This is a genomic window from Phaeocystidibacter luteus (assembly GCF_008933115.1).
Lineage (GTDB): Bacteria > Bacteroidota > Bacteroidia > Flavobacteriales > Schleiferiaceae > Phaeocystidibacter > Phaeocystidibacter luteus.
This window is the reverse complement of record NZ_WBVO01000005.1, coordinates 153,945-170,438: the sequence shown is the minus strand read 5'-3', so window position 1 is coordinate 170,438 and position 16,494 is coordinate 153,945. Positions and strand designations below refer to the sequence as shown.

Here is a 16,494-nt window from a genome sequence, read left to right as displayed (position 1 = left end):
ATAGCTAACGTAATACCTCATGGGGAATGGCTTGCCCCTCCCCAGTTTCAAGTTAGCCACTACTTCACTAAAACTCCGAATCTCACGTTGCTTTTCGTCATTATCCGTATTAAACGTTTACTTCCGTTTAAGGCACGAATCTTGTCCAACTTTTTTCAGAACTTGAGAGTGGGGTCGCGGGAAGTGGCCCCGGGCAAAACCCCACCTTTCAACCCACTGAAGGACATCAATAAACCACCCCACCCATCATCAACCTTCCACCCACCTCCAACCCTCACCGCACAATGCACCTCCGACTCATCACTCTACTTTTCCTCTGCACTCTCTCACCCCATACTCGCGCTCAAGATTGGCGCATTCACCTCGATAGCCTCAAATTAGCCAGCGACACCATTCAAGGAACATATCCATTCGATGATCCAATCGACGGTGCGTACCCTGCGGATATCATTGGCGAGTTCCAATGGGTCATGATTTCAAGTCTAGAAAAACTTGCCGCCCTCAATATTCCGCTCGATTCAATCACCAATATTGACATGATTGACATCCTACCCATCGAAGGAACAAACGCTTCCATCTTGCAATGGGATGCCAAGACCGGCGGGTCATTCCAACAAGTGTACGTCTACGCTTGGATAGAGTCCGACGGACAATCACAATTGGTTGACCTAGGACTGAGCGGGTACACCCAAGCTGTTGATGTACTCCAAAGAGACAATGAAACACTCGTGATGTTGTATACCGAAGTGCGGGGTTGTAATACTTGCTTTGAGGGAGCACTCAGTCTCGTTAACCTTTCGCATAGCCCGGTTACAGAGGCGAAATTGACCATCTACAGTAGAAGCTGGGAGATTCAAATTAGAAAAGTAAGAGAGGATATTTATTATTTCCGCGGGTATCTCTACCACGACGCATACCTAAAAATTTACCGAGGAAACGAGATGACGTACTCATCTCAAGATGACCCTTTCTTTGATATGAGATACCCTGCAATCGATGATGAGGGGCTCGAAAGAATCGCCAATGGATTTATTGAAATTGTTGACAAAAGGGAGTTCCGGTTAGTGGATCACGCTATTGATGATGAATCTTCCGAAATGTCAGATTGATTCTTTCGCCCGCAATTTTCTTCGTCTTCGGAACGGCATGCCTCCACTCCTCTTGAAACTTGCCTTTCATGATAAGGAGCGAATTATTCGGTAAGTTCATCGAGATGAGCCTGCCCGATTCTTTATTCTTCATGTTGAACTTCCGATCAGACCCCAAGCTCAAGGAAGCAATTACAGGTTCTCTTCCAAGTTCTGGTTCATCGTCCGAGTGATACCCCATCGAATCATTACCGTCACGGTACAAGTTCAGCAGCACACTGTTGAATTGTGTACCTGCAACTTTCTCAACATGACTTTTAATCCTGATCAAATCAGGCGTCCAACTCAAGGGCACGTTTTCAATTCCAGAGTAGACGTACCGTGCCGCTCGGTCTCCATACCAAGCTACCAACCTCGGTTCTAAATGCGTTTTTCCAAACATTCGGATCTCTCGCTGGTTCCATTCAATGTTCGTCCTTAGATTTTGGTACAGTTCATGCCCATTGTCAAGCACATCAAAGTGCAGTTCAAGTTGATCTGATAAATCGTCGGGTATGATTTCAAATGGATTAATGCCTGCTGTTTTTAGATGTTGAGATTTCGCCCTTATAAATTTATCCATGTATCTTCATGGTGAAAACCTACTTTCATGAAAAGAGTTCTGCTCCTAGCGGCTCTTCCCTTGTTATTGCTCTCTTGTATTGAAGGAATTGAGCTGGAAGAAAACCCGCGTTACCGCATTCCTGACGATAGGCAAACGCTTATCTCATTCAGTAGTTTCAATCGGTTCAATTCTGGGAATCCAATGTCGATTCAGGATTCTTTAAGATTCAGAGACTCCATCTTAGCTATCTACGGACCTACGCGAGATATTTTGTTTGTTGATTTAGACTCTGGTGATGAGTTCAATCTTGAAATCCCAAGTGTTGCGCCATGGCAAACGGGCGCCACTAGATGTGAGGATGGAATAGGGGAAGAAATCTTACTCGAATACGGTAGTGATTTTGATGTATTCGACCTCGAGGCGCCAGGAGGTCCGGTACGTGTAGATCGTGAGTTTGTTAACAACGACCGCTATTGTCGTGTATACAGAGTTCCTTATCCATGAAAAAGCTATTACTTACCCTCACATTAATCCTTTCGACGCTTTTATCTCAGGCGCAGAGTTACGGTAAAGGCGACCTCATTTCATTCTCATTTACAGACGAATATGGCGGTCATTATGAGATTTCATTCGAACACAACACCGAATCTTCGGGCTACACGCTTTATCCGTCGTATATCTTAAAGTCCTTCCGATTCCTTTATATGGAAGTAGGTGGTCAACGCTATACCAAGTCTCAAGTTCAGAGTATTCTAGACCGGCAAGGTGTTTATAGAGAAAGGGATGGCGAACGCGAGAGATACGTATTCCGTCCAGACGATTTTGTTGATAATCTGGTATTCAAAATCGATGGCATGTCCTTCAAAAATTCAAATGGACGAGAAGTTTGTAGGATTTCGGGGCCACTCCATCTGAATTTCTTCGTCTTTGGCGACCAAACGGGAGAAAGCTACCAATTTGTGGATGAGTTGAAGTCATCTAGTAACTCTTTTAACCAGTGCATTCGTGAATCTGGTGATGGATATTCTGGAGAGGTGTTTTCAGGAGGTTTGAGTTATGATTATGGAAACTCTGAAAACTCCCCAGCAACTGGACATATACGCGAATACATTATAAGAGATCAACAAAGCCAGAGTCAACGTCCTCGTTCATATACTTCTAGACCTCAATTCGATGAGGAAATCAACGGTTTCTTCACACTCGGCGTTTCTGGCAACCTCTATGACGTAGAGCGCACACCTGGTCTCGAAAACTCTCCTTCATTTGGAGGAGTTGGTCTCAACATGAATATTGAGCATACTTCCTTCTTAACCGATGACAGGTCAATTAGACTTTCTTATGGTTTCCTTGGACAAGTCGATTTTATGGGGGATAACTACGAGCGCTATGAGATCACACCGCATTTGGGTTTCACTTTCTTTGATGTAATCGAGATCGATTACGTGTTCCGAGGCCTTCAATTATCCGGTACCGCTTCGGGAGAAGACTTAAATACGGGACAGATGTACAACCGCGATTTAGGCGGAGATTTGCAATTCCATGGCGGCTTCCGGTCTTCAATATATTTTACAAAAGATGAAGATGAGGGCTTGATTGCACGAGGGTCCTTTATTTGGGTAGATAGCCGAGTTGATAGTCCTATTAATTTCCTCGCGTTCGGAAATGATGATGGTCCGCAAACTCAAAGCATGACCATTCGACTCGAAGCCATCCATAACGGAATCTTGCTCTACCTCTACTATTCCACCGAATCCTACATCTCAAATGAAACGGTTCCTTTTGGGCTCGACACATTTGGGTTCGGCTTAAATTATGGGATACTCTGGCCAAACACGAACTAAGCGTTGAAATTGACCCGGTTACATATCTTATTCATTTCGGGACTAAGCGCAGTCGTGTCCATGCCCCTTTTTGGCCAAGAGAAGGACTTTGCGTTTCAAAATCAACAAGAAAGAGTACCCGTACACATTACCCAGCTCTACGTCTTTGGCGGATATCAACCAGCTTTTCAATTCTCAGATGATGACTGGAGGATTGGCGGAACGAGGCATGGGTTCAATGTTGGGGTCGTTTACGAAGAGAATTTCTCTAAGTATGATGACGCCTTCAATTGGGCAGTTGGAGTGCGATACTCGATGCTTGGAAGACGCGGCGATTCAATGGATAGCCGAACCATGCACAACTTGAATATTCCTGTCGACTTTAACGTGAGAATCCTCAAAGGATATGGTGGTCATATCATGGGAGGGTTGGACGTACAACTTACTCTAGTTGAGATTATTAACGGCCCTGCAGATAGCCCTATACGTGAAGAAGGAAGATCGAACGGGATAGATGTCATTCCCTATTTGGGATTTGTCTATAAGGCGGAGTCGTATCGGCTATCGATACAGGCGGGTCGAGGTATATTGCCTCAACCATATGGTTACTTCAATGAATACTACTTATTTGGGTTTGGATATCATTTGTGGTGAGCAATGAAGAGGCATTGCTCATGATTCATAATCCTTACCTTTACTCCCCTCAAAAAGAAAAGGCTCAATCATGACTATACAGAACTACGTTGCCGGTGAATGGGTAAGCGGTGAAGGCCAGGAATTATTGGCTACCGATGCAATTACTGGAGACGAAATCGGCATTGTTTCTTCTGCTGGAATCGACTACAAACAAGTGCTTGAATATGGACGCGAAAAAGGCGGACCAGCACTGAGAAAAATGACCTTCCAGGAGCGTGGCAGAATGCTCAAGGCGCTCGCGTTGCACTTGATGAAAATCAAGGACAAGTTCTATGAAGTGAGCTATAAAACAGGTGCTACCAAAATTGATTCATGGATTGATATTGAAGGAGGAATTGGTAACCTCTTTGCCAATGCCTCATTGCGCCGACAGTTTCCGGACCTACCTTATTACGTTGATGGAGAAGCCGCAGGGCTAAGTCGAAATGGAACCTTTATTGGTCACCATATTATGGTTCCAAAACGCGGTGTTGCAGTACACATCAACGCTTTCAACTTCCCTGTTTGGGGCATGTTGGAGAAGATTGCCGTAAACCTAATGGCCGGTGTTCCTGCGGTAGTGAAGCCATCAGAATATACCTCTTACCTCACTGAGGTTGTCGTTCGTGAAATCATTGCCTCTAAGATTCTTCCAGAAGGAAGCTTACAGCTCATTACTGGCCTGGGACGAGGAATTCTCGATCATGTAGAGCTAGGCGATACCGTCACCTTCACGGGTTCGGCGGCAACCGGAAAAAAGCTTCAAGCTAGTCCGCAGATTCTGGAAAGAGGCGTTACGTTCAACCTAGAAGCTGATTCACTCAACGCCTCCGTTTTAGGAGAGGCTGCGGCACCTGGCACTCCGGAATTCGACCTCTACATCAAAGAAGTTTCCAAAGAGATTACGGTTAAGGCGGGTCAGAAATGTACCGCGGTTCGACGTATCATCGTGCCAGAAAAATACATGGAAGATGTACAGATTGGAATTGCTCAGCGCCTAGATAAAACGACTATCGGCGACCCTCGTCAAGAAGGAGTACGGATGGGAGCGCTTGCAACCAAGCTTCAAGTTGAACGTGTAATGGCGGCGGTTGAGAAAATGTCGGCCGCTATGGAAACGGTATACGGTGGAAAGGATAAAGAGCTGAATCTCATAGGAGCTGATGCTGAGAAAGGAGCCTTCATGTCGCCAATCCTCTTCCGTAACGATAAGCCATTCGAAGTACTCGAGGCACACAATATCGAGGCCTTTGGTCCAGTATCTACATTGATGCCGTACAAGGACCTTGATGAAGCGGTTGAAATTGCGAATTTAGGTAAGGGATCACTTGTTTCTTCCATTGTTACAGGAGACGACAAGGAGGCACGTGACTTCACGGTAAACGCCGCGCATATGCATGGACGTATTCTCGTACTAAATGAAAAGTGTGCTAAGGAATCTACGGGACACGGTTCTCCGATGCCACTCCTCACCCATGGAGGTCCGGGTAGAGCTGGAGGCGGCGAAGAGATGGGTGGAAAGCGCGGAATTCTGCACTACTTGCAACGCACGGCTATTCAGGGACACCCGGACACGATCACAGAAATTACGCAGACCTATCAACCTGGAGCTTCTCGTCCAGAGGCTGACAAGCACGTCTTCCGCAAGCACTTCGAAGAGCTATCAGTTGGTGAGACGGTCTACACGGCTAAGCATACGGTTACTGTAACTGATATTGTAAACTTCGCGAATGTAAGCGGTGATAACTTCTACGCGCACATGGACGAAACCTCGTTGGAGGGAACCATTTTCGAAGGCCGAGTGGCGCATGGATACTTCATTCTAAGCAAGGCTGCTGGCCTATTCGTGGAGGCGAAAAAAGGTCCGGTTCTACTAAATTACGGAATCGACGAAGCGCGTTTCACAAAACCGGTGTACCCGGGAACTACCATTGGTGTGAAGTTCACGGTGAAAGAAAAAATAGATCAGGAAAAGCGGTCGGAAGACGACGTTGCCAAGGGCATTGTGAAATTCAATGTTGAGGTCTACGACGATGAGGAGGAGACTGTTGCGATAGCCACTATTTTGACTATGGTGAAGAAAATTGATCAGTCGATGTGATTGAGTTTAGCGCGGGCTTAATGCCACCGCGTAAATAAAAATAGGCCCCGCTGGGGCCACTACCGCAATTGTCACTCCACGCCCGGGGTTTGAAAGCCCGGGCTAATGGAGAATAGGCCCTTCTAGGGCCATTCATGAAATCGTAGCGAATTCAATTAACGGTGTACAATTCCGCATTGGGTTAAAACTACCCTGCTATATATAACAGGCCCCGCTGGGGCCACTGCCACAAATTGTCACTCCACACCCGGGGTTTGAAACCCCGGGCTAATGGAGAACAGGCCCTTCCAGGGCCGTTAATGAAATCGTGGCGAATTCGCGAACGCAACCACTTCCACCGGAGGTGGTCATTCCAATAGCCTTGGGTAAATCCGCGCAGCGGATGCAACCCGAGGGGGACGATCCCAACCCGAACATCAACCCCGGCGGGGTTTTTGCAATTTCCACGGTGAGATTCGGCATGTTTCCATTCCGAATTGTCAAATTGTGATTACCAAATCATAATCCAATGGGCAATTCATTCACCTCAGTGTACATACATGCTGTGTGGTCAACCAAGTATCGCAACCATCAAATAACCCCATCCATAAAATTGGAGGTCGAGAGCCTCTTAATTAGTGTTGCAAAAGAACTCGGGGTGGGAACCGTTTCAATTTTTGCAATGCCGAATCACGTTCACATGCTACTGAGAATCAAATCCCCCGTATTGATAAGTGAAGTCATTGGTAAGGCTAAAGGGAGAACATCAAAGAGAATAAATGAAAAATACGGCCACATCTTACAGTGGCAGCAAGGATATGGTGCTTTCTCAATTTCTGCATCCCACGTAGCTCGCGTTAAAAATTACATCGAGAACCAAGTCAAACATCACGAGACTCATAATTTCGAGGAGGAATACCTCAAATGGTTGGTGGACTATCAGGTAGAATATGAGGATAGGTATGTATTTGGGGATTGAGGTAGAGCTATCCTCGAATTAATAGCATTGGATTAAAACTACCCTGCTATATATAACAGGCCCCGCTGGGGCCACTGCCACAAATTGTCACTCCACACCCGGGGTTTGAACCCCCGGGCTAATGGAGAACAGGCCCTTCCTGGGCCATTAATGAAATCGTGGCGAATTCGCGAACGCAACCACTTCCACCGGAGGTGGTCATTCCAATAGCCTCGGGTAAATCCGCGCAGCGGATGCAACCCGAGGGGTTTAATTGCACACGGCGCCCTAACCCCAGCGGGGTGGTTCAAACACCTCTCCGCGACCTTCACGCGCGATTCGATTCAGATTCCCCTTTGAACCTTCACGCGCTCCCCCTACCTTAGCATCTCACTAATTATTGAACCTGTGAACAACCTACCCGAAAAACCCGCATACGCCGTACTCTTTATTTCGGAGCGTGAGGTGGATCCCGCACCGGAAGGATATCCCGAAATGGATGACGCCACAATGAAGGAGGTTTCAACAATTGAAGGGTTCATAGGGTTTGATGTAGCAAGGACCGGCAAAGACGGCATCTTTATCAGCTATTGGAGGAATGTGAAAGCCATCGAAGAATGGAAACACAACAAGCTTCATAAGGCCGCAAAAGCCGAAGGTCACGCTCGATGGTACGATGCTTATCGCACCGTGATTTGTAAGATTGAACATTTCGACGATTTCAGAAGAAAATAAAAGCGAGAATAATGACAGACGCAGTAGACCAAGGTGGAGTTGATGTACACAGAGAAGGCGGTGTTGCTCATGTTGAGTTTCATCACCCATTGAGCAACAGCTTACCAGGTAAAGTTCTATCAACATTAGCAGAAACAATTACCCAATTGGGCAAGGATGACGAGGTTCTCGTTATAGTTCTACGTTCAGCCGGAGATCGCGCATTCTGCGCGGGTGCAAGTTTCGACGAGCTCATCAGCATTGACAATCTCGATACCGGTAAAATCTTCTTCTCAGGCTTCGCCAACGTAATTAACGCCATGAGAAAATGTCCAAAGTTCATCATAGGACGTGTTCAGGGCAAAGCTGTAGGTGGCGGTGTCGGACTCGCGTCATCCGTAGATTATTGCTTCGCGACAAAATTCGCAGCAGTGAAGCTGAGTGAGCTGGCAATTGGAATCGGACCCTTCGTTGTTGGTCCGGCTGTAGAGCGCAAAATCGGCGTAAGCGGAATGAACGAACTGGCAATCGATGCAACAGAATGGCGTACGGCTGAATGGGCACACATGCGTGGCTTGTATACCGACATCTACGACAATGTAGATGCTATGGACGCCGCTATCGAAGAACTCGTTGCAAAACTCTCGTCTTCAAACCCAGAAGCTATGGCAGAGTTGAAGAAGACCTTCTGGCGCGGCACTGAAGACTGGGATCAACTGCTCGCGGAGCGCGCTGCAATTTCAGGCAGACTTGTGTTGAGTGACTTCACGCGAAACGCCATCAATAAGTTCAAAAGCAAGAAGTAACCACCCTTCTTTATACACCCATAAGAGGCTCCTTTGCCACTAGATGTCTTGGGAGCCTTTTTTGCGTCGCCTTGGTTCTCAATTCATTCGTATCTTTCGCCCATCAAAATCAAACCCCTAAAGCATGAAGAAGCTTCTACTTTCTTTATTGATTCTTCCTTTTGTTGTCACGGCTCAAGATGCAGATTCCACTAAATCCTCTAACTGGACTTATGCTGGATTGTACTCTTTCTCTATGAGTCAGACCTCCCTAACCAACTGGAATGCGGGTGGTGAGAACAGTTTGAACCTAAGTGCATTGATTCGCCAGGCGGCTGATTTTGAAAATGAAGATTGGACTTGGGCGAACACCTTCAGCGCAACTTACGCGGTGAACTACCAGGGCAGCAGCGCCTTGAAGACAGGTGACAACTTGGAGTATACCACGCGTTTGGATCGCAATATCAACGAAAAGAAAACGTGGAGAACATCTGCCTTTTTGAACTTCAGAACTCAGTTTGTGGATGGTTTTGAGAACCGCGAGGCGACAAAGCCAATTTCGACGTTCATGGCGCCTGGTTACCTCACGGCTGGTCTAGGTTTCACCTACAAGCAAGAGGATTTTACGCTTTACGTTTCTCCGGTTACACTCAAGCAAACCTACGTGCTCGACGATTCACTTTCTGCTAAAGGAGCTTTTGGTGTAGACGCTGGTAGTACGCTTAGAAATGAAGTTGGTGCTTCTTTGAACGCTTCTTATACGAAGGCGATTACCCCAACACTTGACGTTACTTCAAACTTGAATCTCTTCTCAAATTATGTTGAGAACCCACAAAACATCGACGTAAACTGGGAGACCATATTCCTTCTTCAGGCATGGGAAAACATCACTGTAAGCTGGCACTTGCACTTGATTTACGATGATGACATCCTGGTTCAAAACCCAGACCCTGTTTCGGGCGATTTTACAAGTCCGGGCACGCAGTTCAAAAGCGTGTTAGGATTGGGAATTAGCTATGCTTTTGGGAAGTATAAGGAGGATTAAGTCCGATCATGTTTTTGACCTGAACACCTGTACGAATACATACATCCATACCGTCAGGAAAATTGCGGAAGTAGCCACATAGATGGCAGAATCCATATCCAGCATTTGTACCCTGTAATAGACAACCCCTTGCACTAGAAGCAAGCTGACTGCGCCTATTGTAAATAGAGCTTTTGAATAATATCCGCGTCTTGCAGCTGATGCGATCAAGAGACCTAAGGCAGTAAGTCCGGCAAGTTGCAGCGGACGAAGCCCAATCAGGATAAGAGGAAACGGGATATGCACCATATCGCCGGGAACCAGAACTATCAGAGAGGCAAAAAGGAGGTATAGTGCCGGGCGGATAAACTCTTTTCGCGGTCTTTTCGCGGTTTCATGGAACAGCTTGGTCATGTGATTGCCACTGCGTGTTTCGTCATTTTGGATACCTCAAGGGTTTAAGGATTCTGTAGGGCTGGTCAGCCCCGCCCCGTTCTCAAGTTACGACTCACTTCACAAAATCGACGAATCTCAAAGTCGATTGTCAATGTGAAAAACTACCCATTTGTAAACGTTTATCATCCGACTCATGTCAGAAATTGAGATTAACTTAAGAGTGGGGACGCGGGTAGCGTCCCCGGGCAACCCACCTCCAACTCCACAGAGTCAACAGATCCCCGCTTGCTCCAATCAACCTATATAACTCAGGTCCCCTCACGCCCGAATCATCCGACACTGCCGTATTCGTAACATTTCTCAACTTTGTACGTTACATTCACGCCATGCAAATGCCCGTAAATCGCCTGTTTTCATTTCTTCTCATCTGTGCGCTTCCTCTATTTGCGTTTGGCCAAAACCAAGGCAGACGCCTTGATCGGGAGTTCAATCGCATACTGCGGAACGCTCAGGAGGTCCCTACATTTGACCCCGAGGATCTCACAGGGGTGAAGATTATTCAGGTCCCGATGGATTTTGCCATGGACAACCTTCAGGAACAGGCACTGCGCGACGAGCTTCGCAAGCACTACGTGATCGGCATCACGTACATCTACACCAAGTACAAAACAAGTCCGCAATTTGATCAGGGCGATCTCAACCGACGAAGACTGCGCAAGCTTCATGATGTTGCCGATTATCTGTTTTTCGACGAACGCATCCGATGGCAGGTTTATGAGCAAGTAGAGCCTAGGGAACGAGATATCGCAAAAGAGCAGTTTCACGGGTTTATCCTCTACTATACGGATATGAGTCGGTATTCGACGTTTGCAGAAATCCGCGAACAGCTCGATAGTGTAAACATGTTAAACTATCGCGCTAAGGAGCCTGAGGACACGCTTCTTCAGGCAATTTTCGACCGCAATCCGGATTGGGTAAGGATGAACGTGCATTGTGACCTTACCGGAAGTATGTCGCCATATACCGCCCAACTCTTAATGTGGTTCAAGTTAAATCTTGAAACTAATCGCATCCTCAACTTCGTCTTCTTTAACGACGGTGACGACATGCATAACAGTAGAAAGCGTCCGAATCGTACGGGAGGAATCTACACGATATCGCCCGATAATATGACGGAGCTTCTGGAAACGGTTCAAGCATGTATGACAGGTGGCGCTGGAGGAGATGTCATGGAAAATGATATTGAAGCATTGCTCAAAGGCATCCAATCTTGTCGACATTGCGGAGAGGTCGTCCTCATCGCCGATAACCTCTCACCTATGCGCGATTATGGGTTGATGAATCGAATCCGTCGCCCTGTTCGTGTCATATTATGCGGTACGCAGCTGGGCGTTAATACGCAGTACCTGGACCTCGCCAGAGAAACCAGGGGTTCTGTCCATACCATCGATCAAGATATTTTCGATCTATCCCGCATGCGCAATGGCGATACGATCGAGATTGATGGAGAAACCTATACTCTTCGGCGAGGAAAGTTCAGCAATCGCTAATTACGAGGTTCCCGCCAATTCACGCATGTCTTTTGGGTTGATGATTCCAGAGGGCCTGTTACCATCGACGAGTGCAATCATAGCCTTTCCGATCATTCCGGTCGACACAACAGAATTCATTCTTCTAAACAGCGGAAAAAACGGTCTGAAGAGAATGTACATATTGCGGTACAGTCTGGTTCTAGATGTAATCCCACGCTCTGGAATAATCATCCCTGGACGAAACATATATGCCTTCGGAAAGCCCATTCCTAACAAAGCATTCTCGGCCTTGCCTTTTACTCTTGCCCACATTTGTCGGCCACTCTCACTTGCGTCTGTGCCTGCTCCCGAAACAAAAACGAAGGTAGCCTTGGGATTTACCGACTTAAAGGCTTGTCCGAACTCCACAGCCATGTCGTAGGTAACTTCAGTATAAGCCTCTTCTGTCATGCCTACGAATGAAACTCCCATGCAAAAGAAGCAGGCGTCATACCCTCTTACAGAGTCATTGTGTTCAGACAGGTTTCTAAGATCCTGCAGCCGCATTTCGCGGAGCTTGTCATGAGAGACGTCGAGACTTGACCGTCCAATAGTGAGAACCTCCGTAATACTAGGGTTGTCGAGGCATTCAAGTAGAACACCCTTTCCAATCATTCCTGTAGCTCCCGTGATAACAACTTTCATAGTGGTACGCTTTTGACACTACAAACGTACAGCGGATTGGAAGTCATGGTGAGCACAAAATCGGATGAGATGAGCACAAATTGATGAATGGACCGGCCTTTAAATCGACTTTGGATATTGAGCAGGTAGTGGCAAATTCTTTTAGGGGGGCCAACCCCGCCCCTGGTCTCAAGTTCGTGTTTTACGGAAACCTGAGTCGGAATGTAAACGTTTACAAACGGATAAAAACGGGAGTGATGAATTAGATATCTGAGATTCGGAGAATTGAAAAATGGCTGCGTAACTTCGTCCTGGGGAGGAGGTTGGAGGCCCCCTCATCTTCGTGGCCACGCTCCATCGATACAACTATTTCCCGAAAGTAGCCGATTTACCTAAGCCACCCCCAAGTCTCAACACCCTAATACTCCAAAACCTCAGCAATTCTCTTCGCCACCTTATCCGCATTCGGAATCATCTCGCTTTCCAATGTGCTATTCAACGGAATCGCTGGCATATTTGCCGAGCCAATCACATCCACTGGGGCATCCAATTGCTGGAAACAGTTCTTTTGAATCATTCCTGCTATCGCCTGTGCAAACGTGTTCTTCTCTGGCTCTTCAGTTACAACAAGGCACTTGCCGTGCGCACGCACTCTCTCGTAAACTAGTTCTTCGTCAAGTGGAACGAGGGTACGCAGATCGACGATCTCAACCTGACCTTTGAACTGCTTGGCAGCAGTGTTCGACCAATACACACCCATTCCGTAGGTAACAATACAAAGGCTATCACCTGATTCGATTTTTGCTGAATCTGCTTCGAGCGCAATCCGGCCTTTTCCAAATGGGATAACATAATCTTCTGAAGGCTCCACAGTTTTCGCTCCCTCAGTTCCTTTGATTTTACTCCAATACAAGCCTTTGTGCTCAAGCATAACCACTGGGTTAGGGTCATGGAAAGCAGCTTTCATCAATCCTTTCAAATCGGCTCCGGTGCTTGGGTAGGCGATTTTGATTCCTCTGATATTGGTGAGTACAGATTCTACCGAAGAGCTGTGGTATGGACCACCTGACCCGTATGCGCCAATAGGAACGCGAAGCACCGCGCTGGCCGGCCATTTACCGTTTGACAAATAGTAGCTTCGACTCAACTCCGTGAAGAGCTGATTCAAGCCTGGCCAAATATAATCGGCGAACTGAACCTCAACGAATGGCTTTAATCCTGTTGCAGCCATTCCAACGGTAGAACCGATGATAAATGCTTCCTGGATTGGAGTATTGAATACACGATCATCGCCAAACTTTTGCGCTAGGGTCGCCGCTTCGCGGAAAACTCCTCCGAGTCGACCGCCTACGTCCTGACCATAAAGCAAGGCCTCTGGATGCTCGCGCATAATCTCTTGGATGGCAAACAATGCCGCGTCGACCATTACGGTCTTCTCCTTACCTGCAGGCTCGCGTTCTCCCTTCTCCTCTGTGATTGGAGTTGGAGCGTAATCGAACGTATAGAGGTCCTCAGGTGTAGGGTCTTCTGCCTTAAGCGCCTCTTCGTAATCTTTGGCCACTAAGTCGATGGCCGACTTTTCGATCTTGTCAAGTTCCGCTTCTTCAATTCCATGTTCAAGCAACTGCTGGCGGAAACGAGGGTATGGATCTCGGGTAGCGTGCTCCTCTAGGTCGTCGCGGTACCATTCTTTGCGGACACCCGAGGTGTGGTGACCTAAAAGTGGAACGTTGGCGTGGATAAGGAATGGTCTGCGCTCCTTGCGAATCGTGTCTATAACCTCTTCGATGGTTTCATAACATTCGAAAAAGTTGGCGCCGTCAATAGAGCGAACTTCAATTCCGTGGAAGCCTGCTGCATACTCGGCTGCATTTTGGGCACGTGTTTCTTCTGCATTAGCTGAAATATCCCATCCATTGTCTTGTACGAAATACAGAATTGGAAACTGCTTGAGAGCGGCCATCTGAAGGGCTTCTGAAATCTCGCCTTCGGTCATCGCGGCGTCGCCAATTGAGCAAACTACGACTGGCTTTTCATCTCCCCAATCTTCGCCAATACCGCGGTTCTCTTTGTACTGAACACCCATGGCAACCCCTGTAGTTGGAATAGCTTGCATGCCTGTGGCAGAACTCTGATGTGGGATTTTTGGCTTGTCGTCATCGTTCAACGACGGGTGAGAATAGTACGTTCTACCACCACTAAATGGGTCGTCGCGCTTTGCGAGAAGCTGGAGCATCAAGTCATACGGACGCATACCAATGCCGAGAAGGATGCTATCATCACGGTAGTATGGGGCAACCCAATCTTGCTTCTTGAGTTGGAGACCAAGAGCGAGCTGCACTGCTTCATGTCCACGAGAGGTGGCATGCACGTACTTACTCGTAACTTCCTTGTTCTCTTCATAAAGCTCCGCCATTGCTTTGGCGGTGGACATCAACTCGAATGCCTTGAGTAATGTCTCGTTCGAAATCTTGGTCGAATTCTCTTTCACTTTCGTGCCCATACATGCGATTTGAAGGGCAAAGGTACGAAACAGAGAGCGCAGAAAAGTACATGCATTTTTAGCCCTTCAAGCTGTTCAAAAACAGACAAATGCGTACCTTTGTGTTATGAGCGCCACACAACTCCGGAAGGCGTCCCTGCTCCTTCCATTCTTTCTACTAAGCGGGGTATTATTGATTGGAGTTCAATCTACTTGGATGAACAATCCAAGGATGGATTTGGCCATTTCCATCGACCTACTCGTTCTCGTGCCACTGTCGTGGTTTTTATTGATTCGGAAACGAGAAATCCCAAACATCACGGTGGTGCCAATCACGGTTTTAAGCCTCATCTTGGGCTTTGTTCTTCTTCGTCCAGAAGATCAAACCTACCTGCACTATTTCGAAAGCTTCGTGCTTCCTTTTGTCGAATTGGGAGTGGTTGGATTTATCCTTTGGAAAGTCGTTCAAATCAGGAAGGCGCTAAAGGCAAATGCCGACACCACATCCGATTTCTTCGATTCCCTCCTAATGGCCGTTTCCGATATTCTTCCTCGGCCAGTGGTTCGACCTTTTGCCTTGGAAATCGCGGTTTTCTACTATGCATTCAGGTTCAAAAAAGCGAAGCCGATTGAGGGTTCATTCACTTACCACAGGGAGAGCGGGGTAACAGCACTCTACGGAGCACTTGTCTTTATCATTCTTGTTGAAACAGCAGTACTCCACATCCTTCTCGAGAGATGGAGTCCACTTACGGCATGGATTCTTACCGGTATAAGTCTATACACGGCCATTCAATTCCTCGCTTATGCACGTTCATTGAGCGCAAGGCCAATACGTCTTCACAACAATTCTGTGAAACTGAATTATGGAATCGTGGCCTCTGCCGAAGTTGACATCCAGAATATTGAGAGAATCGAAACTACATCTAGCGATTTGCCGGAAGACGGAAGCGTGGTTAAGCTGGGACTGTTAGGCGCACTAGAGTCTCACAACGTCATTCTTCATTTTGCCGAGCCCGTTGAAATGATTCGGCTGTATGGCACGCGAGTTTCAACCACCGCAATTGCGCTTTACCTCGATAAACCCGACGAATTCAAAGCGGCAATTTCTTCTTGATTAATTGCGTTTGCAATTGTTGAATAGGATAGTATTTTAGCCCCATCAAAGCGCTTACACTTGCCTTGCAAAGATTCCTTTAAGACCACCTGGGGGACGTGCTATGTGTACCCAGATAAACTAGTCATTTCGCCCGATGGACAAGTTCCCTCGGAGGTTACACCACGCAATAATTTCTGGATTTACCAGGTCTTGCGAGGGGTCATGCTCATTGTCGGAATCCTCTTTATTGTTGAATCCTTTTACAGTGGTTTTGGCAAAGATCTCTATGTCGGTCTGCTCACTACTGTCATTTTTGGCATCCAGTTCCTAGAAGATTTGAAACGCTCAAACGAACGAATCATCCCGCGGGAATCGATTAGCAGAGTTGAGTACAAGGACAGCTTTTCCAGATACGGGAAGTACGTCCTCATTGTCTTTTTTAAAGATGAAAACGGCAAAGAGAAGTTTCGCAAACTGCATATTCCTGGAAGATTCTCTAAAAGCAGCGTAATGCAGTTCAACGGAATCGGAAGCCTACTTCAGTCGTAGCGCCTCCTTGTTTTCACATTTGAAA

At 47.0% G+C, this 16,494-nt stretch carries 16 protein-coding genes; 12 read left to right on the top strand and 4 right to left on the bottom strand.

The window, feature by feature from the left end; all coding sequences use genetic code 11:
- Positions 1–284 precede the first annotated feature (284 nt).
- Positions 285–1,109 (top strand): hypothetical protein, encoded by an 825-nt coding sequence (locus tag F8C67_RS08115; RefSeq protein ID WP_151667333.1) that lies wholly within the window; start codon positions 285–287, stop codon positions 1,107–1,109.
- Here F8C67_RS08115 and F8C67_RS08110 read toward each other — a convergent pair.
- A complete protein-coding gene (locus tag F8C67_RS08110) occupies positions 1,075–1,710 on the bottom strand; it encodes an alpha-ketoglutarate-dependent dioxygenase AlkB family protein (RefSeq protein ID WP_151667332.1) in 636 nt (211 codons plus the stop codon). The genes F8C67_RS08115 and F8C67_RS08110 overlap by 35 nt on opposite strands.
- Before the next feature lie 27 nt (positions 1,711–1,737).
- Here F8C67_RS08110 and F8C67_RS08105 point away from each other — a divergent pair, with 27 nt between their 5' ends.
- The 8 genes from F8C67_RS08105 (at position 1,738) to F8C67_RS08070 (ending at position 9,769) form a co-directional block, all read left to right on the top strand.
- A complete protein-coding gene (locus tag F8C67_RS08105) occupies positions 1,738–2,196 on the top strand; it encodes a hypothetical protein (protein ID WP_151667331.1) in 459 nt (152 codons plus the stop codon).
- On the top strand, positions 2,193–3,533 hold the full coding sequence (locus F8C67_RS08100) for a hypothetical protein (RefSeq protein ID WP_151667330.1): 1,341 nt from the start codon (positions 2,193–2,195) through the stop codon (positions 3,531–3,533). The genes F8C67_RS08105 and F8C67_RS08100 overlap by 4 nt, the downstream gene beginning before the upstream one ends.
- Before the next feature lie 9 nt (positions 3,534–3,542).
- Positions 3,543–4,166, top strand: a complete 624-nt coding sequence (locus tag F8C67_RS08095; RefSeq protein ID WP_151667329.1) for a hypothetical protein — start codon at positions 3,543–3,545, stop codon at positions 4,164–4,166.
- Between the two features lie 67 nt (positions 4,167–4,233).
- Positions 4,234–6,288 carry a phenylacetic acid degradation bifunctional protein PaaZ gene (gene paaZ / locus F8C67_RS08090; RefSeq protein ID WP_317132316.1) on the top strand — a complete coding sequence of 685 codons (2,055 nt, stop codon included), beginning with the start codon at positions 4,234–4,236 and terminating at the stop codon, positions 6,286–6,288.
- Between the two features lie 508 nt (positions 6,289–6,796).
- Entirely contained in the window at positions 6,797–7,246 is a 450-nt protein-coding gene (tnpA, locus tag F8C67_RS08085) for an IS200/IS605 family transposase (RefSeq protein WP_151667327.1), read from the top strand.
- A 387-nt stretch (positions 7,247–7,633) separates the two neighbouring features.
- Complete coding sequence (locus F8C67_RS08080) at positions 7,634–7,960, top strand: antibiotic biosynthesis monooxygenase family protein (protein WP_151667326.1); 327 nt, start codon at positions 7,634–7,636, stop codon at positions 7,958–7,960.
- Positions 7,961–7,971: 11 nt separating this feature from the next.
- Complete coding sequence (locus tag F8C67_RS08075; RefSeq protein ID WP_151667325.1) at positions 7,972–8,745, top strand: enoyl-CoA hydratase/isomerase family protein; 774 nt, start codon at positions 7,972–7,974, stop codon at positions 8,743–8,745.
- Between the two features lie 124 nt (positions 8,746–8,869).
- Positions 8,870–9,769, top strand: a complete 900-nt coding sequence (locus tag F8C67_RS08070) for a DUF3078 domain-containing protein (protein ID WP_151667324.1) — start codon at positions 8,870–8,872, stop codon at positions 9,767–9,769.
- A gap of 6 nt (positions 9,770–9,775) precedes the next feature.
- Here F8C67_RS08070 and F8C67_RS08065 read toward each other — a convergent pair whose 3' ends face one another.
- The gene (locus F8C67_RS08065) at positions 9,776–10,162 is read right to left on the bottom strand and encodes a hypothetical protein (protein ID WP_151667323.1); all 387 of its coding nucleotides are present in this window, start codon (positions 10,160–10,162) and stop codon (positions 9,776–9,778) included.
- Positions 10,163–10,713: 551 nt separating this feature from the next.
- On the opposite strand from F8C67_RS08065, the gene F8C67_RS08060 reads away from it, so the two are divergent.
- On the top strand, positions 10,714–11,694 hold the full coding sequence (locus F8C67_RS08060; RefSeq protein ID WP_151667322.1) for a hypothetical protein: 981 nt from the start codon (positions 10,714–10,716) through the stop codon (positions 11,692–11,694).
- Here F8C67_RS08060 and F8C67_RS08055 read toward each other — a convergent pair whose 3' ends face one another.
- Both F8C67_RS08055 and F8C67_RS08050 read right to left on the bottom strand, forming a co-directional pair.
- A complete protein-coding gene (locus F8C67_RS08055; protein ID WP_151667321.1) occupies positions 11,695–12,360 on the bottom strand; it encodes an NAD-dependent epimerase/dehydratase family protein in 666 nt (221 codons plus the stop codon).
- A gap of 397 nt (positions 12,361–12,757) precedes the next feature.
- Positions 12,758–14,842 (bottom strand): alpha-ketoacid dehydrogenase subunit alpha/beta, encoded by a 2,085-nt coding sequence (locus tag F8C67_RS08050; protein ID WP_151667320.1) that lies wholly within the window; start codon positions 14,840–14,842, stop codon positions 12,758–12,760.
- Between the two features lie 106 nt (positions 14,843–14,948).
- On the opposite strand from F8C67_RS08050, the gene F8C67_RS08045 reads away from it, so the two are divergent.
- Together F8C67_RS08045 and F8C67_RS08040 are read left to right on the top strand one after the other, a co-directional pair.
- The gene (locus F8C67_RS08045) at positions 14,949–15,938 is read left to right on the top strand and encodes a hypothetical protein (RefSeq protein ID WP_151667319.1); all 990 of its coding nucleotides are present in this window, start codon (positions 14,949–14,951) and stop codon (positions 15,936–15,938) included.
- 60 nt (positions 15,939–15,998) lie between these two features.
- A complete protein-coding gene (locus tag F8C67_RS08040; RefSeq protein WP_170266406.1) occupies positions 15,999–16,469 on the top strand; it encodes a hypothetical protein in 471 nt (156 codons plus the stop codon).
- Positions 16,470–16,494: the final 25 nt, after the last annotated feature.